The organism is Streptomyces sp. Ncost-T10-10d (assembly GCF_900091955.1).
Lineage (GTDB): Bacteria > Actinomycetota > Actinomycetes > Streptomycetales > Streptomycetaceae > Streptomyces.
The window spans coordinates 97,045-118,449 of record NZ_FMDF01000135.1 but is presented as its reverse complement, the minus strand read 5'-3'; the positions used below and the strand labels follow the sequence as shown (position 1 = coordinate 118,449).

Here is a 21,405-nt window from a genome sequence, read left to right as displayed (position 1 = left end):
CGAAGGCGCACGGGAGGAGGGGAGCATGAGGGCATGCAGATCCATATCGAAGGCTCGCATCTTCCCGGCCTCACCTGTGGGCCCGACAGCGACTTCCCCGGCGCCCACAACATCCACGTGGGCGTGCAGCGCAAGGGCAGGCCCGGTGAACTGCTCGACCTGCACCCGGGCGACGCCCCGTCGGCCTCGTGGACCTTGGACTGCACCGTCGCCCCGGCCGAGGACGGCGTCGAGATCAAGGGGCCTTACGTGCAGAACCGGCTGGGCGGGCGCTTCGTCTATCTGTCCTGGGGCACGGTCGACGAGAACGGCGTCTTCAGCATGTTCCGGCGGGCCAAGCTGATGCTGGGCGACATCGATCCGGCCGTGCTCGAAGCCGCCGTGCGCTCCGGGCATCTCACCGCGCGGCTGTCTCTCTCCGACACCGAGAGGCAGCCGCTCTGTGCCCGGGTGCGGCCGCCGACCGTCGAATGGTCCGCCGCCGCTCCGGCCTGAGAGCGCCACACCGCGGGAGGCCACGGCACGGAACCGCCCCGACCGGGCCCAGGGGGGTGGGCCCGGTCGGGGCGGCGGCCTGGGGCGGCCTGGTTCACCGTCCCGTGGGGGGTGTCAGACGTGTGCCCGACACCCCCGAGGTCATGCATGTGATGTGCGCCACTCTCCTCCTGGGCGACATCACCCAATCGGCACCGGGCGGTACGGGACCGGCCGCCCTCGCTTCGATCACCGCTGTGACCTGCACACATGCAGCTTGGCAAGGATGCCGCGCCGCACCATTCGGGTGAAAGCTGACTTCATGTCAGCAGGCATGGGTGGCGGACCGCCCGTTAGCTCGGGGTCAGGACACACCTACTCGCGCAGTTGCCGGAGGAACACCCATGCGTCCTGCTCGCCCAGTGACCCGGACCGCCGCTTCCGCGGTCACCATAGCCACGCTCGGCCTCTTCACCGCCGGACCGTCCGCGTACGCAGGTGATGCCGGCGCGCTGCGGGCCGGCCCGGCTGCCGCACCGCGGGCCAATGGCGCCCCGGAGGCGCGGACCGACGATGGCGGGTCGGACAACCCCTCCAGGTCCGGAAACAACGCCCCCTTCGGCCTCAACAACCCTTCCGGCCTCAATGTCCCCTCGTTGCTCGACTCCGTCGGCGGGTTCGACGCCCTCTCAGGGCTCCGCATCCCCTCCGGGGACGAGGGCTCCGCAAGGCACGACAGCTCGTCGTCCGGGCGCGACAACCAGTCCGGGCGCGACAACTCCTGGTCCGGGCGTGACAACTCGTCCGGACGGGACAACCAGTCCGGACGGGACAACTCATCCGGACGCGACAACCAGTCCGGACGAGACAACTCATCCGGACGCGACAACCAGTCCGGACGAGACAACTCATCCGGACGCGACAACCAGTCCGGACGAGACAACTCATCCGGACGCGACAACCAGTCCGGACGCGGCAACTCCTCGTCCGGGCGTGACGACTCGTCCGCGCCCAACGCCCCCAGCGGGCACGTCAAAACAGGCGTCGGCGGCAGCGTCCGGCCCGACACCACCCAGATCGCGGCGGGCGCCGGCGTACTCGCCGCGGCCGCCGTCGGCGGAGCCTGGCTCCTGCGTCGCCGGGCGAGCGGCACGCAAGGAGCCGGCTGACGGAGACGGATTCACGTCTCCGTACCGCCTGGTCTCCGTCCCGGTGGCCGCGCGCCACCGGGACGGGACCGTCCCCGTACCGTCCCCATCTCGTCATCCGGAGGACGACCGTGTCCCAGAAGGCCAAGAGCTGGCTGCTGGTCGTCGCAGCGCTGGCCGGTGTCTGGCTGATCCGTCACGGCGCCGGTGCCCAGCTGATCCCGCCCCAGCCGACCGCCGCCCAGGCGTTCGCGGGCGGCCCGCAACTGCAGCCGGGGTCTCCGGTGGCCGAACCGCTGAAGCCCTCGGCGCCCGTACGCATCCGGATCCCGAGCATCCGGGTGGACGCACCGATCATGCGACTGGGGCTCGGGGCCGACGGCAGTCTCGATGTGCCGCCGGCCGGGAACCGTAACGTCGTCGGCTGGTACCGGGACGGCACGCCGCCCGGCTCCAGAGGCAGCGCGATCGTCGCCGGTCACGTCGACAACGCACGGGGGCCGTCGGTCTTCTACAACCTGGGCACCCTGCAGAAGGGCAGCACGGTCGAGGTGGTCCGCCAGGACGGGCGTACCGCCGTCTTCTCACTCGACGCGACCGAGGTCTACGAGAGCAAGAACTTCCCCGACAAGCGGGTGTACGGCGCCTCGCCCTACGCCTCGCTGCGGCTGATCACCTGCGGCGGCGGATTCTCGAAGACGACGGGTTACCAGGGCAATGTGGTGGCGTACGCACACCTCACCGAGGTGCGGTGAACCCGCCCCGCCGCCCGTCGTTCATCCCGCCCACTGATCGAACGCCAACTTGGCGACCAGCGAGAACACCACGACCAGCAGTACCCCGCGGACGAACTCGCTGCCCTTCCTGAGCGCCATCCGCGCCCCGATCAGCCCACCCGCCAGGTTGAACACGGCCATCAGTGCGGCCAGCTGCCACATCACGCTGCCCTGGTAGGCGAACATCGCCAGCGCCCCGCCGTTGGTGCACACGTTGACGATCTTGGCGGTGGCGGACGCCGTCACCAGATCGAGATGGAGCACCGCGGTCAGCGCCAGCACCAGGAACGTACCGGTGCCGGGGCCGAACAGCCCGTCGTAGAAGCCGATGCCGCCACCGACCAGCACGATCGCGGTGACGGTACGGGCCCGGGTGACCTTGTGCCGCGTACCGTCGTCCGTCGCCCTGCCGAACGAGGGTCGCAGCATCACGAAGGCCGCGACCGCCAGCAGCACCACCATGATGACCGGGCGCAGCACCTCGCTGCTGATCCCGGCGGCGAAGAACGCACCGGCCATCGATCCGGCCAGCGCCGCGAGCCCGATCCGCAGGGCCGTCCCGACCTTCACCGGTGCCTTGCGTACGTACGTCACGGCGGCGCCCGCCGTACCGACGATCGCGACCGCCTTGTTCGTGCCGAGGACGTGCGCGGCCGGGACGTGCGGCAGTCCCAGCAGCAGGGCCGGCAGCAGGAGCAGTCCGCCGCCGCCGACCACCGCGTCGATCCAGCCGGCCGCGGCTGCGGCGAGGCAGAGGACGACCAGAGTGGTGAGTGCTATGTCGGGCATGGTCGCGACCCTAGGGAGGCGATGGGTGCCCCGTCCAACTGCCTCCGCCGGATCGCGGGAAAGTTGAGCCAACTCTGAGGTTCCCGGGCCCGAGGGCCCACCCGGGCCCTCGCGGGCCCGGGCGGAATCCGGACCGGCCCGGCCCGTCCGGCCGGTGCGCCGTGGTCGTACGCTCTGGTCCATGAGCCAGGGCTGGAACGCGAGCGACATCCCCGATCAGAACGGCCGTACGGCCGTGGTCACCGGAGCCAACAGCGGCATCGGACTGATCACGGCACGGGAGCTGGCCCGGCACGGCGCGCGGGTGCTGCTCGCCTGCCGCGACGAGACGCGCGGCAAGGAGGCCGAGTCCCGCATCCGGACGGCCGTGACCGGCGCGGACGTGGAGTTCGTACCGCTCGATCTGGCCGATCTGGATTCCGTACGCACGTTCGCCGCGGCCCACACGCCCGACCGGATCGATCTGCTGATCAACAACGCGGGCGTGATGGCCCTTCCGTACGGGAGGACGGCCGACGGCTTCGAGAGGCAGTTCGGCGTCAACCACCTCGGGCACTTCGCGCTCACCGGACTGCTGCTCCCCAAGCTCCTCGACACCCCCGGGGCGCGCGTGGTGAGCGTCTCCAGCGGCATGCACGCCCTGTCCAACATCGACATCGGGGATCTCAACAGCGAGCGGAACTACCGCCGCTGGATCGCCTACGGCCGCTCGAAGACCGCCAATCTGCTCTTCATCCACGAGCTGGCGCGGCGGCTGTCGGCAGCCGGTTGCGAGGTGGTGGCCGCCGCAGCGCACCCCGGTTACGCGGCGACCAATCTGCAGACGGCGGGCGTCCGGATGGAGAACCGCAAGGCGGCGGAACGGGTGGTCGAGCTCGGTAACCGGATCATCGCCCAGCCCGCGTCGTCCGGTGCGCTGCCCACGCTCTACGCGGCCACCGCGCCCGGCGTGCGCCCCGACTCGTTCACCGGGCCCAGGCTGCTGGGCTGGCGCGGCGCGCCCGCTCCGTCCTGGCGGGCGGGCTGGACGCTGAACGATGTGGCGAGCGAACGGCTCTGGGTGGCGTCCGAGCAGCTCACGGGGGTGGCGTATCCGGTTCCGGCATCCTGAGGACCGCTTCCCCGCCCCTTCATCGACGGGCTCAGCCCTGCCGGCCCTCGACGGCGGAGGAGTCCATCCACATGACCTCCCAGATGTGGTGGTTCGGGTCCTGGAAGGAACGGCCGTACATGAAGCCGTGGTCGATCGGCTCGTTGGCGGGCGATCCCCCGGAGGCGAGGGCGGTGTCGACCAGTTCGTCCACCTTCTCGCGGCTCTCCGCGCTCAGAGCGAGGATCACCTCGGTGGACTTCGAGGCGTCGGCGATCTCCTTCTTGGTGAACTCCTTGAAGCGGGGTTCCGTGAGAAGCATGGCGAAGATGGTGTCGCTGATGACGAGGCATGCGGTGTTCTCGTCGCTGAACTGCGGGTTGAACGAGAAGCCGAGCTTGCCGAAGAAGCTCTTGGTCGTATCGAGGTCCTTGACCGGCAGGTTCACGAAGATCATCTGAGGCATGGTCGTTTCGCTCTCTGTTGTTCGAACGTTTCGACAGGCAGACGGCTGGGCTGCGCAGAACTCATCGGTTCCGCGAAGAAAACTTTGGCCCTCCGGTGTCAGGACATGGCGAGCGGCGCGCCGCCCCGGAGCAGCGATCCGCCCAGCGGGGTCAGCGTGTGCAGGACCGAGCTGCCGTGCCGCAGGGTGCGGATCAGGCCGGCCTCGCGCAGCACACAGGCGTGCTGGCTCGCCGAGGCGAGGGAGACTCCTGCCCGGCGGGCGAGTTCGCTGGTCGTGCAGCCGTTGCCGATGGCCCTCAGGACCGTCGAGCGGGTATGGCCGAGGAGCCGGCCGAGCCAGGGCCCCGGTTCGGCGAAGACCGGGGCGCGGGAGTGGGTGACCGGGTAGACGAGGACCGGCGGGAGCCGCGAGTCGCGGTAGACGACCGGGGTGACGCGGCAGAAGTAGGACGGCTGGAGCAATAACCCCCGCCCGTCCAGATGGAGTTCACGGTCGACGGGGTAGTCCGCCTCCAGCACGGGGGCCCGCCAGCGGATCATGGGCGGGAGTGAGGCGAGCAGCTCCTGTGCCCCGCCGTCCAGGAGGGCGCGGCCGCGGACGGCTCGGTCGGCCTCGACGCTGGCCTGGATGTGCGGCCAGTACGGTTCGATCGCGGCGCGGTGGTAACCGCGCAGGGCGCCGATGAGCCGGTCGAGCAACTCGGCGTGCCCGTCAGGGGTGCGGCCCGCCTCGCGGCGTTCGGCGGCCAGCAGGGCGAGTTCGGCGCGGATCCGCCGGGGCGGGGTGTCGCGCAGCGCTTCAATTCCGGCGTCGATACCGTACGGCTCACCGCTTTCCTGAGAAGGCGTCAGAAAGTCCGGGAAATAGCCGCGCGGTGGAATCACGGCGGCCAGCAGGCGTACTTCACCATTCAACCGGGGACGGGTTTCCGTACGCCATTTCCCGAACACCGTGGAACCGCGCCGGTCCCTCAGCCGATGGAAACTCAGAGTGGTTTCCCACAGCGCATCCGGCCGGGTGGCCATCCGCACCTTGGAAAGGTCCACTCCGGACATATGGATACGCAGCACCGAACCCCCACCTGTTGCACCTGCAATTATCCCCACCCAAGGGTAGGTGATCCGTAACAGCACGTCACCACGGGGTTTCGGCCAGAGGTGAAACGTCTCGCCTCCACATACCGTCTCCCGAAAAGCTGTACGACGTCGGGCACGAATCCGGAGCCACCGTAAGGGCGAGTGAAGGCCGTGGGGGGTTTTGCTCGTTCGGCGGCGGTCGGCGACGGTGCGGCTCCGTACCCGACGGGGGTAAGCCGGGTGCGGCCCATGGATGGGGATCCATGGGCCGCACCCCGGTCCGTTCCCGGCCGATGTCTTTGCGCATTGAACGAACTTTGCGTATTGAACGAGGAAAAGGCACAACGTCGAACAACCATTTTCCCCAGAACAAAACGAAGCGGCGGCATCCCCGCACAGGGTGCCGCCGCCTCTCGGAGTTCCGGAGTTGCCGTCGAGTCGGTGAGGGTACGGGTGAGCCGACGGCAACTCCGGGATCAGGGGGGTGTGGTGTCGGATCAGCGGCTGTCGCTGCCCTTCGATTCCGCCGCCGCACGGCCCGCCTCCAGGCGGGCGACGGGGATACGGAACGGGGAGCAGGACACGTAGTCCAGACCCACCTCGTGGAAGAAGTGCACCGACTCCGGGTCTCCGCCGTGCTCGCCGCAGACGCCGAGCTTCAGATCCGGACGGGTGGCCCGGCCGGCCGCGACGGCACTGCGGACCAGCGAGCCGACACCGTCCTTGTCGATCGTCTCGAACGGCGACACCCCGAAGATGCCCTTCTCCAGGTACGCGGTGAAGAACGAGGCCTCCACGTCGTCACGGGAGAAGCCCCACACCGTCTGGGTCAGGTCGTTCGTACCGAAGGAGAAGAACTGTGCGGCCTCGGCGATCTGACCGGCGGTCAGCGCGGCGCGGGGCAGCTCGATCATCGTGCCGATGGTGAGCTTCAGCCGGGTGCCGGTGGCGGCCTCGACCTCGGCGATGACCTGGTCGGCCTCTTCGCGGACGATCTCCAGCTCCTGGACCGTGCCGACGAGCGGGATCATGATCTCGGCGCGCGGGTCGCCCTTGGCATTCTTGCGTTCGGCCGCGGCCTCGGCGATCGCCCGTACCTGCATGGCGAACAGGCCGGGGATGACGAGACCGAGACGGACCCCGCGCAGGCCGAGCATCGGGTTCTGCTCGTGCAGCTTGTGCACGGCCTGGAGCAGACGCAGGTCGTTCTCGTTGGCGTCCTTGCGGGACTCGGCGAGCGCGACCCGTACCGAGAGCTCGGTGATGTCGGGCAGGAACTCGTGCAGCGGCGGGTCGAGCAGCCGTACGGTGACGGGCAGCCCGTCCATCGCCTCGAACAGCTCGATGAAGTCGGACTTCTGGAGCGGAAGCAGCTCGCCCAGCGCGGTCTCGCGCTCGGCGTCGGTGTCCGCGAGGATCAGCTTCTCGACCATCTCGCGGCGCTCGCCGAGGAACATGTGCTCGGTACGGCACAGGCCGATGCCCTGAGCACCGAAGCGGCGGGCGCGCAGCGCGTCCTCGGCGTTGTCGGCGTTGGCCCGTACGCGCAGCCGGCGCACCCGGTCCGCGTACGCCATGATCCGGTGCACGGCGGCGACCAGCTCGTCGGCGTCGTCGGCGCCCGCGTGCATCCGGCCTTCGAAGTACTCGACGACCGGGGACGGGACGACGGGGACCTCGCCGAGGTACACCTTGCCGGTGGAGCCGTCGATCGAGACGACGTCGCCCTCCTCGATGACCCGGCCGCCCACCGTCATCCGACGGCGCTTGGTGTCGACTTCGAGGTCCTCGGCACCGCAGACACAGGTCTTGCCCATGCCGCGTGCGACGACGGCTGCGTGCGAGGTCTTGCCGCCGCGCGAGGTCAGGATGCCCTCGGCCGCGATCATGCCGTCGAGGTCGTCGGGGTTGGTCTCGCGGCGGATGAGGATGACCTTCTCGCCGGACCGGGACCACTTCACTGCGGTGTACGAGTCGAAGACAGCCTTGCCGACCGCGGCGCCCGGCGACGCGGCAATACCGCGACCGAGCAGCTCCGTATTCGCTTCGTCGTCGAAGCGCGGGAACATCAGCTGCGCGAGTTGCGCGCCGTTGACCCGCTGGAGCGCCTCGGCCTCGTCGATCAGACCCTGGTCGACGAGCTGCGTGGCGATCCGGAAGGCGGCTCCCGCCGTGCGCTTGCCGACCCGGGTCTGGAGCATCCACAGCTGGCCGCGCTCGATGGTGAACTCGATGTCGCACAGGTCCTTGTAGTGCGTTTCGAGGGTTTCCATGATCTGCATGAGCTGGTCGTACGACTTCTTGTCGATCGACTCCAGCTCGGCGAGCGGCACGGTGTTGCGGATACCGGCGACGACGTCCTCGCCCTGCGCGTTCTGCAGGTAGTCGCCGTAGACGCCCTGGTGGCCGCTGGCCGGGTCGCGGGTGAACGCGACACCCGTACCGGAGTCGGGACCGAGGTTGCCGAAGACCATCGAGCAGATGTTGACGGCCGTGCCGAGGTCGCCGGGGATGCGCTCCTGGCGGCGGTAGAGCTTGGCCCGGTCGGTGTTCCACGAGTCGAAGACGGCCTTTATGGCCAGGTCCATCTGCTCGCGCGGGTCCTGCGGGAAGTCACGTCCGGCGTCCCGCGAGACGATCTTCTTGAACCGCTTGACGAGCTTCTTCAGGTCGGCCGCGTCGAGGTCCACATCGACCGTGACGCCCTTGGCCTCCTTCGCCGCCTCCAGCGCCTCCTCGAAGAGGTCGCCGTCGACACCGAGGACGGTCTTGCCGAACATCTGGATGAGGCGGCGGTAGGAGTCCCACGCGAACCGCTCGTCGCCGGCCTGGGCGGTGAGACCGGCAACGGACTCGTCGGAGAGGCCGATGTTGAGGACCGTATCCATCATGCCGGGCATCGAGAACTTCGCGCCGGAGCGGACCGAGACCAGGAGCGGGTCGTCCGCCTGGCCGAGCTTCTTGCCCATCCGCGCCTCAAGGGCGTCGAGATGCGCGCTGACCTCGTCGCGGAGCTTCGGCGGCTCCTCGCCACTGTCGAGGTAGACCTTGCACGCCTCGGTGGTGATGGTGAAGCCCGGAGGGACGGGGAGCCCGAGATTGGTCATCTCGGCGAGGTTGGCACCCTTCCCGCCGAGCAGGTCCTTCAGATCCTTGTTGCCCTCGGTGAAGTCATAGACGAACTTCTCGCCCTGGGGCTCCCGGGATTCCGGGGTGGATACGTGGGGATCTTTGTTTTCCGACACGGTCTCGACTCCTCGAGGACGCTGTGGCTGCCCTGACGGCGAGGAACATACCCAGATCGAAGGTGTCTGGGTACGTCCACTTGCGCGTCATGAGGCCTCAACCACCCGTCCGCCAGCAGATCGAAAGTGACCTGGCCTGTCCCTCGATCGAAGGATGCCTTCACCTCTTGAACGAACAAGCACTCAGTGCAACCAGAAGCCCCCGAGTCGACCACGCAGCGCAGTGGAAGCGTCGATCGATCAAAGTGAAGCCCTTTGGCACCCAGTGCCACCATTTGAGAAGTGCAGCTCACGAATTGGCGCTCATTTGAGCGACGCGCTTCTCAGGGTGGCGAGAATCACTCTACGATCAGCGCTCAGATGTCACCATCCGGACGGGCTGGAGGCGACTGATGGTCACCCTTTGATCATCAAGATGCAGCCGAACGTGAGCGGATTCGACGCGCGGTATCTCGTGTGGGCGCATCAAGGCTCACCTGTGGCCGAATATCACCGAACCCGGCTCAATAAAGTGCTCAGATGAGCGAGGCAAAGGAAGAGGCACGCGGTGCCTGTGATGCCGCGTGCCTCTTGAAGGCCCCTGAGGGCCGGGGTAGCCGTGGAGGGCCCCGTCGGACCCCTGTCGGGGCCCCGGGGAGCGCAATCAGCCGCCCGAGGTGTCCAGCTCCGCGTCGGCGCTCACACCCGCGCAGTCGTACGGGTCCTTCAGCCAGCCGTCCGGCAGGACCACCCGGTTGTTGCCCGAGGTGCGCCCGCGCGGCCCGTCGGCGCCGTCCGGCCACGGCTGATCCAGGTCCAGCTCCTGCAGCTGACCGCCCAACTCCTCCAGCGACGAGGTGACCGCCAGCTTCTTGCGCATCTCGGAGCCGACCGAGAAGCCCTTGAGGTACCAGGCGACATGCTTGCGGAAGTCGATCACGCCACGCGTCTCGTCACCGATCCACTCCCCCAGCAGCGTCGCGTGCCTCAGCATGACGGTGGCAACCTCCCGGAGCGCCGGCGCCCGCCTCGTCTCCGTACCCTCGAACGCGCTCACCAGGTCGCCGAAGAGCCAGGGGCGGCCCAGGCAGCCCCGGCCCACGACCACGCCGTCGCAGCCGGTCTCGCGCATCATCCGGCGGGCGTCGTCCGCGCACCAGATGTCGCCGTTGCCGAGGACGGGGATCTCCGGGACGTGCTCCTTGAGGCGGGCGATGGCTTCCCAGTCCGCGGTGCCGCCGTAGTGCTGCGCGGCCGTCCTGCCGTGCAGGGCGACGGCCGTGACACCCTCCTCGACCGCGATCCGGCCGGCGTCGAGGTAGGTGATGTGGTCGTCGTCGATACCCTTGCGCATCTTGATGGTGACCGGCAGATCACCCGCGTTGGAGACCGCCTGGTTGAGGATCGCGCGCAGCAGCGGCCGCTTGTACGGGAGCGCCGAGCCGCCGCCCTTGCGGGTCACCTTGGGAACCGGGCAGCCGAAGTTCAGGTCGATGTGGTCGGCGAGGTTCTCGTCGACGATCATGCGGACGGCCTTGCCGACGGTGACCGGGTCCACTCCGTACAGCTGGATCGAGCGCGGGGTCTCGCTCGCGTCGAAGTGGATGAGCTGCATGGTCTTCTCATTGCGCTCGACCAGCGCCCGCGTGGTGATCATCTCGCTGACGAACAGCCCCTTGCCGCCGGAGAACTCCCGGCACAGGGTGCGGAACGGGGCGTTGGTGATGCCGGCCATGGGGGCGAGCACCACCGGCGGCTGCACCGTGTGGGGGCCGATCCGGAGCAGCGGGAGCGAAGGGGCGAGCGTGGTCATTGCTCCATTGTCGCGTACGGCACGGAGCGGCACGTCGGCAGAGTTCGTTAGTTAACCGTACTATCCATGTATGCCCGAGCTGAGCCCTCGTCGACGGCAGCTGGTGCTGGCGATCTGCTGCATGAGTCTGCTGATCGTCAGTCTCGACAACACCGTCCTCAATGTCGCCCTGCCCTCCATGCAGAGGGAACTGCACGCCACCGTCGCGGGCATGCAGTGGACGATCGACGCCTACACTCTCGTCCTCGCCTCGCTGCTGATGCTCTCGGGCTCCACCGCCGACCGGATAGGGCGCCGGAAGATCTTCAAGATCGGGCTCGTCCTCTTCACCCTCGGTTCGGTGCTCTGCTCCCTGGCGCCGAACCTGGAGTCGCTGGTGGCGTTCCGGATGGTGCAGGCGGTGGGCGGCTCGATGCTCAACCCCGTCGCGATGTCGATCATCACCAACACCTTCACCGACCCGCGCGAGCGGGCCCGCGCCATCGGGGTGTGGGGCGGTGTCGTCGGCATCTCCATGGCGGCGGGCCCGGTGATCGGCGGCCTTCTGGTGGACTCGGTCGGCTGGCGGTCCATCTTCTGGATCAATCTGCCGGTCGGTCTCGTCGCGCTGCTGCTCACCTGGCGGTACGTCCCCGAGTCCCGCGCCCCGAAGCCGCGCCGCCCCGACCCGGTCGGGCAACTGCTGGTGATCGGGCTGCTCGGTTCGCTGACGTACGCGATCATCGAGGCGCCCTCGGAGGGCTGGGACTCGCCGCGGATCCTGGTGTTCGCCGCGCTCGCCGGTTGCTCCCTGATCGGGCTGCTGCTGTACGAGCGGCGGCGTGCCGAGCCCCTGATCGATCTGCGCTTCTTCCGCAGCGCCCCGTTCAGCGGGGCCACCGTCATAGCGGTCTGCGCCTTCGCCGCGCTGAGCGGATTCCTCTTCCTCAACACCCTCTATCTGCAGAACGTGCGCGGGCTGAGCGCACTGCACGCCGGTCTGTACATGCTGCCGATGGCGGCCCTGACCTTTGTCTGCGCACCTCTGTCGGGCCGGCTCGTCGGCAGCCGGGGGCCGCGGCTGTCGCTCCTGGTGGCGGGCGTGGCCATGACGGCGTGCGGGCTGTTGTTCGCCGCGTTCGACGCGGAGACGGACGACGTCCTGCTGTTCACCGGCTATGTGCTGTTCGGTCTCGGCTTCGGCATGGTGAACGCGCCGATCACCAACACGGCCGTCTCCGGGATGCCGCGCTCACAGGCCGGTGTGGCGGCGGCGGTCGCCTCGACCAGCCGGCAGATCGGTGGAACGCTCGGCGTCGCCGTCATCGGCGCGGTGCTGGCAGCGGGCGTGGCCGGTACCGGTTCGCCGCGCGGCGCCGAGTACGCGGCCGCCTTCGTGGACGCGAGCAAACCTGCCTGGTGGATCCTCGCCGGGTGCGGGCTGTGCGTCCTGCTGGTGGGGGCGCTGACCAGTGGGCGCTGGGCGCTGGAGACGGCACAACGTACCGCGCAGCGGCTGGAGGCGCCGACGGGTGTCCCCGCCGGGGATCAGGATCAGGCGTCGGCGAGTTCCAGGGCCTGAAGGCGCTGCAGCCGTTGTGCGGTCTCGTCGTCGGCGGGGACGTACGTCACCATGCGCGGCCCGGACGACGGGCCGAGCCACAGGTCGGTGTGGTCGAGGCGGAGCAGTCCGACATGGGCGTTGCGGAAGATCTTGGTCCGGCCGCCGGGGCCCACCACCTCGTGCCGCGCCCAGATCTCCCGGAATTCCGGCGAGGCCGCCTCCAGCCGCCCCAGGAGCGCCTTCCAGGCGGGCTCGGCCAGATGCCCGGCCATCGCCCCGCGGAACTTGGCGGCCATCAGCCGGTTCATCTCGGGGAGGTCGACGACGGCGGCGCGCCAGTCCGCGTTGGTGTAGGAGAGGATCATGCAGTTGCGGTCATCGGGGTGGACGGCGTCCAGGTCGCAGAGCAACCGTCCGTAGGTCCGGTTGTACGCGAGGATGTCGTACCGGCTGTTCTGGATGCAGGCCGGGAGGGGGTCCAGTTGCCGCAGCATCTCGCGCAGCGCCGGGGTGACGCTCGGGCAGTCCGCACCGGGCGACGGGTCGACGGCACCGGCGAGCGAGAAGAGATGGCTGCGCTCGCTGCGGTCGAGCAGCAGGGCACGGGCGAGGGCGTCGAGCACCTGGGGCGAGACCTGGATGTCGCGGGCCTGTTCCAGCCAGGTGTACCAGGTGACCCCGACGGCGGAGAGCTGGGCGACCTCCTCACGGCGCAGCCCGGGGGTGCGCCGACGGCGGCCTCGGGGCAGACCGACCTGCTCCGGGGTGATCCGCTCGCGGCGGCTGCGCAGGAAGTCCGCGAGTTCATGCCGCCGGACGTCGGGCTCGGAAGGCTCGGGGCTCTTCGGAGCCGGTGTCCTGGGCACCTCGCGTACGTCGGACAACTCGCTTGCCATCGTCGTCATATCTCCAGCGTGCCGAACGGCCCGGCGCTCTGCCAGGTGCTGCTTGTACCAGGATAAAGACACTCTGGTACCAGGCTGAGATGGCGACGATGCTCGGTGAGGTGAGTGAATCAACTGTACGGACACAGACATCCGCTACCGCCGCCCGAGTGGTGCGGCACGACCACCCCACTCCGGTGCTCGGCGCACTCGGCCTGTTCACCGTGCTCCTCGGCGCTGCGCTGCCGCTCATCGACTTCTTCATCGTGAATGTCGCCCTGCCGACGATCGACCATGATCTGAACGCGGGCCCTGCGCTGCTCGAACTGGTCGTCGCGGGCTACGGCCTCGCCTATGCCGTACTGCTCGTCCTCGGCGGCCGGCTCGGCGACATGGCCGGGCGGCGCCGCCTCTTCCTGCTGGGTATCGCCGCCTTCGGGATCACCTCGCTCGCCTGCGGGCTCGCCCCGAACGCCTGGACGCTGGTCGGGTCGCGGGTGGCGCAGGGCGCCGCTGCGGCGCTGATGCTGCCGCAGGTGCTCGCCACCATTCAGGCGGCCACGTCCGGGCACCGGCGGGCCCGGGCGATGAGCCTGTACGGGGCGACGGCCGGGCTCTCCATGGTCGCGGGCCAGATCCTCGGCGGGGTGCTCGTCGCCGCCGCGCCGCTGTCGTCGGTGTTCGGCGAGAGCGCGGGCTGGCGTTCGGTGTTCCTCGTGAACGTTCCGGTGGCGGCGGTGGGGCTGGTCCTGGCCGCCCGCGCCGTGCCGGAGACCCGCTCCGACAAGCCCGCGCCGATCGACGTACCGGGCACTGTGCTGCTGACCGTGTCACTGGTGACGCTGCTCGCCCCGTTGACGGAGGGGCGCGCCGCGGGCTGGCCGGCGTGGACCTGGGTCTCGCTGGCCCTGTTCCCGTTCGCCGCGTACGCCTTCTACCGGGTCGAACAGCGGGCCGACCGGCTCGGGCAGACCCCTCTGGTACCGCCGAGCCTGCTGCGGCTGGACTCGCTGCGGCGCGGGCTGGCGCTGGTGGTGCCGTTCTCGATCGGCTTCGGTGGCTTCATGTTCGTGATCGCGGTGGCGCTGCAGCAGGGCCTGAAGCTGGGGCCGGCGGCAGCGGGTCTCTCGATGGCCCCGATGGCGGTGGCCTTCTTCGTGGCGTCACTGGCGGGACCGCGGCTGATCCTGCGGTACGGCAGCCGGGTCGTGACGGCCGGCGGGCTGATCCAAGGGGTGGGCGTGCTGGTGCTGGCGTTCACCGTGTGGCGTGAGTGGTCCGGTCTCGGGCTGCTGGGGTTGATGCCGGGGGTCGCGATCGCGGGGTTCGGGCAGGGGCTGCAACTTCCCGTGCTGTTCCGCATCGTGCTCTCCGACGTACCGCCCGCGCGTGCCGGTGTGGGCGGCGGGGTGATGACGACGACTCAGCAGGCGGCGCTGGCGCTGGGCGTGGCCACGCTCGGCACGCTGTTCCTCTCTCTGGTCCCGGGCTCGGGGATGCGGGACGCGCTGGCCGTGACGCTGCTGGTGCAGCTGGCCGCGGTCGTGCTGACGGTGCTGCTGAGTCTTCGGCTGCCGCGCAAGGTGGCGTGAGCGCAGGGCGGCAACGGGGCACGGACAAGGGCGTGGGCCCGGATCACTCCAGGTGATCCGGGCCCACGGTCGTACGGGTGGTGAGGGGCGTCAGCTCTGTGCCGAGGTGTCCTGCTCGGACGTACTCGGCTGCGCGGAGTCGTCCGACGACGGCCCGGTCTGCGCGGCGGACTCGGCGGCCTGTGCGGAGGCCGGTCCCGACTGCGCGCGCTCACGCATCTTGCGCAGCAGCTCCTGCTTCTGCTCGGCAGCCGTCCTGCGGTCGGCATTGCGCGCAGAGCCCGCGCCCTGCTGCTCGGCGCGGGACAGCTTCTTGCGCTGTCCGCCCACACCGAGGAGGTTGTTGCGGCTCTTGGCCACGGCGTTCTCCCATTCGTGGTGAGAAGTGAGGTCTGAAGCGACCTGGAATCGATCCGATGGGCGGCGGGTGGTCGGACCCGCCGCGCTCTCACTCGTAGATCTGGAAGAACGAAGACATGCCGGAACCGTACCTCGGCCCCGTCGGCCACCGCATCCGGTTTTCGGCACGGCCGGGTGAAGCGTCGCGATCGCGGGCGGCCCGCTCAGGCGGTCGGGTCGACCGTCGCCTGATGGACCTCGGCGAGATGTTCCTCGGCCTTGAGCCAGGGCAGGAACTGGACGCCCTTGCGCCAGCCGCAGGTGTCGCAGCTCAGCTGCCGCTGCATCCCCGACTTCCGTACATGGACGACGTGTTCACGGCCGTGCTGATCCCCTCTGCTGACCTTGCTCGTGGTCATGGACGTCATCCGAGCCTCCTGTTGACGCATTGACGCGTTGACGCAACTGCTCAGCGTGGACAGTGTGCAACGAAGCCCCCGGTTCCGTACGAGGAACCGGGGGCTTCGCCGTGAAACCGTGGTGCGTCAGCAGCCCAGCAGCCGGGCGCCGAGGTAGGCCTGGATCTGGTCCAGGGAGACGCGCTCCTGCTTCATGGTGTCGCGCTCACGCACGGTCACCGCGTTGTCGTCGAGGGTGTCGAAGTCGACGGTGACGCAGAACGGCGTACCGATCTCGTCCTGACGACGGTAGCGGCGGCCGATGGCGCCCGCGTCGTCGAACTCGATGTTCCAGTTCTTCCGCAGGTCGGTCGCGAGGCCCTTGGCCTTCGGCGACAGCTGCGGGTTGCGGGACAGCGGCAGGACGGCGACCTTGACCGGCGCGAGGCGCGGGTCGAGACGCATCACGGTGCGCTTCTCCATGACGCCCTTGGCGTTGGGCGCCTCGTCCTCGATGTAGGCGTCGAGGAGGAAGGCGAGCATCGCGCGGCCGACACCGGCTGCCGGCTCGATGACGTACGGAGTCCAGCGCTCGCCGGCCTCCTGGTCGAAGAAGGACAGGTCCGTGCCCGAGGCCTTGGAGTGCGCCTTGAGGTCGTAGTCCGTGCGGTTGGCGACACCCTCCAGCTCGCCCCACTCGCTGCCGCCGAAGCGGAAGCGGTACTCGATGTCAGCGGTGCGCTTGGAGTAGTGCGAGAGCTTCTCCTGCGGGTGCTCGAACCACCGCATGTTCTCCTCGCGCAGGCCCAGGCCGGTGTACCAGTTCCAGCGCTGCTCCATCCAGTATTCCTGCCACTTCTCGTCCTCGCCCGGCTTGACGAAGAACTCCATCTCCATCTGCTCGAACTCGCGGGTGCGGAAGATGAAGTTGCCCGGAGTGATCTCGTTCCGGAAGGACTTGCCCATCTGGGCGATACCGAACGGCGGCTTCTTGCGCGAAGTCTGCTGCACCTGGCCGAAGTTGGTGAAGATGCCCTGGGCGGTCTCGGGACGCAGGTAGGCGACCGAGCCGGAGTCCTGGGTCGGGCCGAGGTGGGTGGAGAGCAGACCCGAGAACTGCTTGGGCTCGGTGAAGGTGCCCTTGTTGCCGCAGTTGGGGCAGTTGAGCTCGGCCAGGCCGTTCGCGGGCGCGTGGCCGTGCTTCTCCTCGTACGCCTCCTCCAGGTGGTCGGCGCGGAAGCGCTTGTGACAGGAGGTGCACTCGGTCAGCGGATCGGTGAACGTGGCGACATGGCCGGAGGCCACCCAGACCTCGGGGGCCAGGATGACCGACGAGTCGAGTCCGACCACGTCCTCGCGCGAGGTGACCATGTAGCGCCACCACTGGCGCTTGAGGTTCTCCTTCAGCTCGACGCCCAGCGGCCCGTAGTCCCAGGCGGCGCGCTGGCCACCGTAGATCTCACTGCAGGGATAGACGAAGCCACGGCGCTTGCTCAGGCTGACGATGGAGTCGATCTTGTCGGCGGCCACGGTGCTCTCTTCATTACGACGACGAAATTGGACAGGGGCGGCGCGAAGCGCCTAGGTGGGGGGGTGGTGGTCGGGAGACGGGCGGGCGAATGCTTCAGATTACCGGCGGGCACGCCCCTTGGATCAAATCGGTATCGGCGCAGTCGGCCGAGGGGTCATCTCATCAGCCTTGTTGACAATCGTTTCCAGTTTTGTTGAAAATGACTGTCATGAACGTAAGCCGCCTCATACCCACAGCCGCCGTCGCCGGAGCAGTCGTCCTCGGCCTCACCGCCCTCACCGCCTGCTCCGCCTCGGATGCCGCCGCCCACAAGAACGGCGACAAGCTGAATGTCGTGGCCTCGTTCTATCCGATGCAGTTCCTGGCCGAGCAGATCGGCGGGAAGCACGTCTCGGTCACCACGCTGACCAAGCCGGGGGTCGAGCCGCACGATCTGGAGCTCACCCCGCGGCAGATCGGCGGACTCGGCGACGCCGACTACGTCCTGTACCTCAAGGGCATCCAGCCCGCCGTCGACGACGCCATCAAGCAGTCCGGCTCGAAGGACGTCGTCGACGCCTCGACCCTCACCGTGCTGGAAGACCACGGCACCGAGACCGGCGCCGACGAACACGGTCATGAGCACCACGGCGACGAGGCCGGAGCCGACCCCCACATCTGGCTGGACCCGGTGAAGTACGCCGAGGTCGCCAAGGGCGTCGGAAAGTCCCTGGAGAAGACCGACCCCGACCACGCCGCGGACTACCGCAAGAACACGGACGCGCTGGTCGACAAGCTCGATGCACTGAACACGGCGTACGAGACGGGCCTGAAGGACACCGCGACCAAGACCTTCATCACCACCCACTCCGCCTTCGGGTACCTCGCCGAGCGCTACGGCCTGACCCAGGAGGGCATCGCCGGAGTCGACCCCGAGGCCGAGCCCAGCCCCGCCCGGATCAGCGAGATCCACACCGTCGCGGAGAAGAACAAGGTCACCACCGTATTCTTCGAGACGCTCGCCAGCGACAAGACCGCGAAGACCCTCGCCAAGGACACCGGCCTGAAGACCGACGTCCTGGACCCGCTGGAGGGAATCACGGACAAGTCCAAGGGCGATGACTACATCGAGGTCATGCAGTCCAATCTCGCCGCCCTGCAGAAGGCGCTCGGCGCGAAGTGACCCACGGAACACCCGCCGCACCAGCATCGGAGGCGCTCATGCCCGAGCCCGGGAGCACCACGACCGAACCCGTCATAGCCCTGCGCGGCGCCACCGCCACGCTCGGCGCGCGTCCGGTGCTGCGCGGCATCGACCTGACCGTCCACCGCGGCGAGGTCGTCGCCCTGCTCGGCGCCAACGGCTCGGGCAAGTCGACCGCCGTACGCTCCGTCATCGGCCAGGTCCCGCTCACCGGCGGCTCCATCGAGCTGTTCGGCACCCCGCTGCGCCGCTTCCGCAGCTGGGCGCGCATCGGTTACGTACCCCAGCGCACCACGGCGGCCGGCGGGGTGCCCGCCACGATCCGCGAGGTCGTCTCCTCCGGGCGCCTGTCCCGTACGAAGCTGGGGCTGCTCCGCAAGGCCGACCGGGCCGCCGTCGACCGGGCCATCGACCTCGTGGGCCTCGCCGACCGGGCCAAGGACTCCGTGAACGCGCTCTCCGGCGGGCAGCACCAGCGGGTGCTGATCGCCCGGGCACTGGCCGCCGAACCGGAGCTGCTGATCATGGACGAGCCGATGGCCGGCGTCGACCTGGCCAGCCAGGAGATCCTCGCCGCGACGCTTCGCGAACAGGTCGCGGCCGGCACCACGGTGCTGCTCGTGCTGCATGAGCTCGGCCCGCTGGAGCCGCTGATCGACCGCGCGATCGTGCTGCGCGACGGCTGTGTGATGCACGACGGGCCGCCCCCGAAGGCGCTGGGCCAGCACGCCCTGCCCGGACACGACCATGTACACCCCCACGCGGCCTCCGAGCCCGTCCGGACGGGACTGCTGAGCTGATCATGGAATTCCTCGACCCTCCGTTCATGCAGCGGGCCCTGCTCGCCGCCGTACTGGTCGGCGTCATCGCCCCCGCCGTCGGCATCTATCTCGTCCAGCGCCGCCAGGCCCTGATGGGCGACGGCATCGGCCATATCGCCATGACCGGTGTCGGCCTCGGCTTCCTGCTCTCCACCAGCCCGGTGTGGATGGCCACGGCGGTCGCCGTCGTCGGCGCCGTCGTGATGGAACTGATCCGCTGGTACGGACGCACTCGCGGCGACATCGCGCTGGCCATGCTGTTCTACGGCGGCATGGCGGGCGGTGTCCTGCTGATCAACCTCTCCGACACCGGCTCCAACGCCAACCTCACCTCGTATCTCTTCGGCTCCCTCTCCACGGTCTCCACCGAGGACATCACCGCGATCTGTCTGCTGGCCGCCTTCGTGCTGCTGGTGACGCTGGGGCTGCGACGGCAGTTGTTCGCGGTCAGCCAGGACGAGGAGTTCGCCCGGGTCACCGGGCTGCCGGTACGCGCACTGAATCTGCTGGTCGCCGTGACGGCGGCGGTGACCGTCACCGTGGCGATGCGGGTCGTCGGGCTGCTGCTGGTCAGCGCGCTGATGGTGGTGCCGGTCGCGGCCGCGCAGCAGATCTCCAGGTCCTTCAAGGTGACGTTCGTACTGTCCGTCGTCATCGGTACGGCGGTGACCCTGGCCGGCACCGTGACCTCGTACTACCAGGACGTCCCGCCCGGCGCGACGATCGTGCTGCTGGCCATCGTGGTCTTCGTCGTCCTGACGCTGCTCGCGACCCCGCTGGCCAGAAGGCGCGCCCGCCGGAGCGAAACGGCGTCCGAGGAGTGCACTCTTGAGGTACCGGCCTCCCGCCCGGCCACGGACGAGCTCCGGGTTTGACCGTGGTGCCCGGACGGGCTGGCACAATGGCCCGACACAGGTACGGGCGACACGAGGAGGCTGCTGTGGCGACGGCGCCGATCAGTGGAACGAACGCGGCCCCGGTACGCGGCCGGTCGACCCGGCAGCGGGCGGCGGTGGCTGCGGCGCTCGACGAGGTGGACGAGTTCCGCAGCGCCCAGGAGCTGCACGATGTGCTCAAGCACCGCGGTGACTCGGTCGGGCTGACCACCGTCTACCGCACGCTTCAGTCCCTTGCCGATGCGGGCGAGGTCGATGTGCTGCGCACCACGGACGGCGAGTCCGTGTACCGGCGCTGCTCGACCGGCGACCACCACCACCATCTGGTGTGCCGGATGTGCGGCAAGGCCGTGGAGGTCGAGGGGCCCGCGGTGGAGCAGTGGGCGGAGACGATCGCCACGCAGCACGGGTATGTGAACGTGGCCCACACGGTGGAGATCTTCGGGACGTGCGCGGAGTGCGCGAGCGCGAAGGGATGACGGTCCGGGGGTGATGCCCCCGGACCCCCCTTCCTCAGCCCTTCGGCTCCTGGGCCGCCTCCACCGCACCGCCGAAGCGCCGGTCCCGCTGGGCGAACTCCAGACATGCCCGCCACAGGTCACGGCGGTCGAAGTCCGGCCAGAGCACGTCCTGGAAGACCATCTCGGCGTATGCGCTCTGCCAGATCAGGTAGTTGGAGGTGCGCTGCTCGCCGCTGGGGCGGACGAAGAGGTCGACGTCCGGCATGTCCGGGTAGTAGATGTACTTCGCGAACGTCTTCTCGTTGATCTTGGCCGGGTCCAGCTTCCCGGCCGCGACATCCTGCGCGATGCGCTGCGCGGCGTCGGCGATCTCGGCCCGGCCGCCGTAGTTGACGCAGAAGTACAGCGTCATCCTGTCGTTGTCCTTCGTCTGCTCCTGGGCGACCTGGAGCTCCTGGACGACGGACTTCCACAGCTTCGGCATGCGCCCCACCCAGCGGATGCGGATGCCCAGTTCGTCCATCTCGTCGCGGCGGCGGCGGATGACGTCCCGGTTGAAGTTCATCAGGAACTTCACTTCCTCCGGGGACCGCTTCCAGTTCTCGGTGGAGAACGCGTACAGCGAGAGGTTCTTGACGCCCATCTCGATGCAGCCCTTGAGGACGTCCATGACGACGCCCTCGCCGACCTTGTGGCCCTCGGTGCGCGGGAGACCGCGTTCCTTGGCCCAGCGGCCGTTGCCGTCCATCACGACGGCGACGTGCTTGGGCACCAGCTCGCCGGGGATCTTCGGGGGCGTGGCACCGGAGGGGTGCGGCTCCGGGGTCTTGTAGTCGCGCCGGTTACGGCCGCCGAGAATCCCGCGTACTGCCATGAACTGTCTCGCTCCCTGTGCCTG

At 69.0% G+C, this 21,405-nt stretch carries 20 protein-coding genes; 10 read left to right on the top strand and 10 right to left on the bottom strand.

Going from position 1 to position 21,405, the window contains the following annotated elements; genetic code table 11:
• Positions 1-33: 33 nt before the first annotated feature.
• The 3 genes from GA0115254_RS22700 to GA0115254_RS22690 all read left to right on the top strand — a co-directional run bounded on the left by GA0115254_RS22700 (position 34) and on the right by GA0115254_RS22690 (position 2,377).
• Positions 34-495 carry a DUF5990 family protein gene (locus tag GA0115254_RS22700; RefSeq protein ID WP_093897128.1) on the top strand — a complete coding sequence of 154 codons (462 nt, stop codon included), beginning with the start codon at positions 34-36 and terminating at the stop codon, positions 493-495.
• A 383-nt stretch (positions 496-878) separates the two neighbouring features.
• Positions 879-1,643, top strand: coding sequence for a hypothetical protein (locus GA0115254_RS22695; RefSeq protein WP_141720896.1), 765 nt, complete (start codon positions 879-881; stop codon positions 1,641-1,643).
• Positions 1,644-1,753: 110 nt separating this feature from the next.
• Positions 1,754-2,377 (top strand): class F sortase, encoded by a 624-nt coding sequence (locus GA0115254_RS22690; RefSeq protein WP_093897126.1) that lies wholly within the window; start codon positions 1,754-1,756, stop codon positions 2,375-2,377.
• A 21-nt stretch (positions 2,378-2,398) separates the two neighbouring features.
• Here the strand turns inward: GA0115254_RS22690 and GA0115254_RS22685 are convergent, their stop codons facing one another.
• A complete protein-coding gene (locus GA0115254_RS22685; protein ID WP_093897125.1) occupies positions 2,399-3,187 on the bottom strand; it encodes a sulfite exporter TauE/SafE family protein in 789 nt (262 codons plus the stop codon).
• A 181-nt stretch (positions 3,188-3,368) separates the two neighbouring features.
• Between GA0115254_RS22685 and GA0115254_RS22680 the strand changes: the two genes are divergently transcribed.
• Complete coding sequence (locus tag GA0115254_RS22680) at positions 3,369-4,298, top strand: oxidoreductase (RefSeq protein ID WP_093897124.1); 930 nt, start codon at positions 3,369-3,371, stop codon at positions 4,296-4,298.
• 31 nt (positions 4,299-4,329) lie between these two features.
• Here GA0115254_RS22680 and GA0115254_RS22675 read toward each other — a convergent pair whose 3' ends face one another.
• From GA0115254_RS22675 to dusB, 4 genes are all read right to left on the bottom strand, one after another.
• A complete protein-coding gene (locus tag GA0115254_RS22675; protein ID WP_093897123.1) occupies positions 4,330-4,743 on the bottom strand; it encodes a VOC family protein in 414 nt (137 codons plus the stop codon).
• A 98-nt stretch (positions 4,744-4,841) separates the two neighbouring features.
• Complete coding sequence (locus GA0115254_RS22670) at positions 4,842-5,816, bottom strand: ArsR/SmtB family transcription factor (protein ID WP_093897122.1); 975 nt, start codon at positions 5,814-5,816, stop codon at positions 4,842-4,844.
• Positions 5,817-6,319: 503 nt separating this feature from the next.
• Positions 6,320-9,067, bottom strand: a complete 2,748-nt coding sequence (ppdK, locus tag GA0115254_RS22665; protein WP_093897161.1) for a pyruvate, phosphate dikinase — start codon at positions 9,065-9,067, stop codon at positions 6,320-6,322.
• A 643-nt stretch (positions 9,068-9,710) separates the two neighbouring features.
• Positions 9,711-10,859, bottom strand: coding sequence for a tRNA dihydrouridine synthase DusB (dusB, locus tag GA0115254_RS22660; protein ID WP_093897121.1), 1,149 nt, complete (start codon positions 10,857-10,859; stop codon positions 9,711-9,713).
• Between the two features lie 70 nt (positions 10,860-10,929).
• Between dusB and GA0115254_RS22655 the strand changes: the two genes are divergently transcribed.
• The gene (locus tag GA0115254_RS22655) at positions 10,930-12,420 is read left to right on the top strand and encodes an MFS transporter (protein ID WP_093897120.1); all 1,491 of its coding nucleotides are present in this window, start codon (positions 10,930-10,932) and stop codon (positions 12,418-12,420) included.
• Here the strand turns inward: GA0115254_RS22655 and GA0115254_RS22650 are convergent.
• Positions 12,393-13,307 carry an MmyB family transcriptional regulator gene (locus GA0115254_RS22650; RefSeq protein WP_176740252.1) on the bottom strand — a complete coding sequence of 305 codons (915 nt, stop codon included), beginning with the start codon at positions 13,305-13,307 and terminating at the stop codon, positions 12,393-12,395. The two genes, GA0115254_RS22655 and GA0115254_RS22650, sit on opposite strands and share 28 nt — an antisense overlap.
• A gap of 89 nt (positions 13,308-13,396) precedes the next feature.
• Between GA0115254_RS22650 and GA0115254_RS22645 the strand changes: the two genes are divergently transcribed.
• Entirely contained in the window at positions 13,397-14,878 is a 1,482-nt protein-coding gene (locus GA0115254_RS22645; RefSeq protein WP_093897159.1) for an MFS transporter, read from the top strand.
• A 90-nt stretch (positions 14,879-14,968) separates the two neighbouring features.
• Here the strand turns inward: GA0115254_RS22645 and GA0115254_RS22640 are convergent, their stop codons facing one another.
• The 3 genes from GA0115254_RS22640 to GA0115254_RS22630 all read right to left on the bottom strand — a co-directional run bounded on the left by GA0115254_RS22640 (position 14,969) and on the right by GA0115254_RS22630 (position 17,145).
• Positions 14,969-15,238, bottom strand: a complete 270-nt coding sequence (locus GA0115254_RS22640; protein WP_093897119.1) for a DUF6243 family protein — start codon at positions 15,236-15,238, stop codon at positions 14,969-14,971.
• Between the two features lie 203 nt (positions 15,239-15,441).
• The gene (locus GA0115254_RS22635) at positions 15,442-15,645 is read right to left on the bottom strand and encodes a hypothetical protein (RefSeq protein WP_093897118.1); all 204 of its coding nucleotides are present in this window, start codon (positions 15,643-15,645) and stop codon (positions 15,442-15,444) included.
• Positions 15,646-15,762: 117 nt separating this feature from the next.
• On the bottom strand, positions 15,763-17,145 hold the full coding sequence (locus tag GA0115254_RS22630; protein ID WP_093897117.1) for a glycine--tRNA ligase: 1,383 nt from the start codon (positions 17,143-17,145) through the stop codon (positions 15,763-15,765).
• Positions 17,146-17,354: 209 nt separating this feature from the next.
• Here GA0115254_RS22630 and GA0115254_RS22625 point away from each other — a divergent pair, with 209 nt between their 5' ends.
• The 4 genes from GA0115254_RS22625 (at position 17,355) to GA0115254_RS22610 (ending at position 20,525) form a co-directional block, all read left to right on the top strand.
• Complete coding sequence (locus GA0115254_RS22625) at positions 17,355-18,308, top strand: metal ABC transporter substrate-binding protein (protein WP_093897116.1); 954 nt, start codon at positions 17,355-17,357, stop codon at positions 18,306-18,308.
• A gap of 38 nt (positions 18,309-18,346) precedes the next feature.
• Positions 18,347-19,129, top strand: a complete 783-nt coding sequence (locus tag GA0115254_RS22620) for a metal ABC transporter ATP-binding protein (protein ID WP_093897115.1) — start codon at positions 18,347-18,349, stop codon at positions 19,127-19,129.
• 2 nt (positions 19,130-19,131) lie between these two features.
• Positions 19,132-20,025: a metal ABC transporter permease gene (locus tag GA0115254_RS22615; RefSeq protein ID WP_093897114.1), complete on the top strand. Its 894-nt coding sequence runs from the start codon at positions 19,132-19,134 to the stop codon at positions 20,023-20,025.
• A gap of 65 nt (positions 20,026-20,090) precedes the next feature.
• Entirely contained in the window at positions 20,091-20,525 is a 435-nt protein-coding gene (locus GA0115254_RS22610) for a Fur family transcriptional regulator (RefSeq protein WP_093897113.1), read from the top strand.
• Between the two features lie 34 nt (positions 20,526-20,559).
• Here the strand turns inward: GA0115254_RS22610 and GA0115254_RS22605 are convergent, their stop codons facing one another.
• Complete coding sequence (locus GA0115254_RS22605; RefSeq protein WP_093897112.1) at positions 20,560-21,381, bottom strand: isoprenyl transferase; 822 nt, start codon at positions 21,379-21,381, stop codon at positions 20,560-20,562.
• Between the last annotated feature and the right edge of the window lie 24 nt (positions 21,382-21,405).

What these genes read in the sequence shown, in the direction of transcription:
- GA0115254_RS22700 (WP_093897128.1), top strand. Translation starts at nt 34, where the DNA reads ATGCAGATCCATATCGAAGGCTCGCATCTTCCCGGCCTCACCTGTGGG.
- GA0115254_RS22695 (WP_141720896.1), top strand. Translation starts at nt 879, where the DNA reads ATGCGTCCTGCTCGCCCAGTGACCCGGACCGCCGCTTCCGCGGTCACC.
- GA0115254_RS22685 (WP_093897125.1), bottom strand. Translation starts at nt 3,187, where the DNA reads ATGCCCGACATAGCACTCACCACTCTGGTCGTCCTCTGCCTCGCCGCA.
- GA0115254_RS22680 (WP_093897124.1), top strand. Translation starts at nt 3,369, where the DNA reads ATGAGCCAGGGCTGGAACGCGAGCGACATCCCCGATCAGAACGGCCGT.
- GA0115254_RS22675 (WP_093897123.1), bottom strand. Translation starts at nt 4,743, where the DNA reads ATGCCTCAGATGATCTTCGTGAACCTGCCGGTCAAGGACCTCGATACG.
- dusB (WP_093897121.1), bottom strand. Translation starts at nt 10,859, where the DNA reads ATGACCACGCTCGCCCCTTCGCTCCCGCTGCTCCGGATCGGCCCCCAC.
- GA0115254_RS22655 (WP_093897120.1), top strand. Translation starts at nt 10,930, where the DNA reads ATGCCCGAGCTGAGCCCTCGTCGACGGCAGCTGGTGCTGGCGATCTGC.
- GA0115254_RS22650 (WP_176740252.1), bottom strand. Translation starts at nt 13,307, where the DNA reads ATGACGACGATGGCAAGCGAGTTGTCCGACGTACGCGAGGTGCCCAGG.
- GA0115254_RS22645 (WP_093897159.1), top strand. Translation starts at nt 13,397, where the DNA reads ATGCTCGGTGAGGTGAGTGAATCAACTGTACGGACACAGACATCCGCT.
- GA0115254_RS22635 (WP_093897118.1), bottom strand. Translation starts at nt 15,645, where the DNA reads ATGACGTCCATGACCACGAGCAAGGTCAGCAGAGGGGATCAGCACGGC.
- GA0115254_RS22625 (WP_093897116.1), top strand. Translation starts at nt 17,355, where the DNA reads ATGAACGTAAGCCGCCTCATACCCACAGCCGCCGTCGCCGGAGCAGTC.
- GA0115254_RS22620 (WP_093897115.1), top strand. Translation starts at nt 18,347, where the DNA reads ATGCCCGAGCCCGGGAGCACCACGACCGAACCCGTCATAGCCCTGCGC.
- GA0115254_RS22615 (WP_093897114.1), top strand. Translation starts at nt 19,132, where the DNA reads ATGGAATTCCTCGACCCTCCGTTCATGCAGCGGGCCCTGCTCGCCGCC.
- GA0115254_RS22605 (WP_093897112.1), bottom strand. Translation starts at nt 21,381, where the DNA reads ATGGCAGTACGCGGGATTCTCGGCGGCCGTAACCGGCGCGACTACAAG.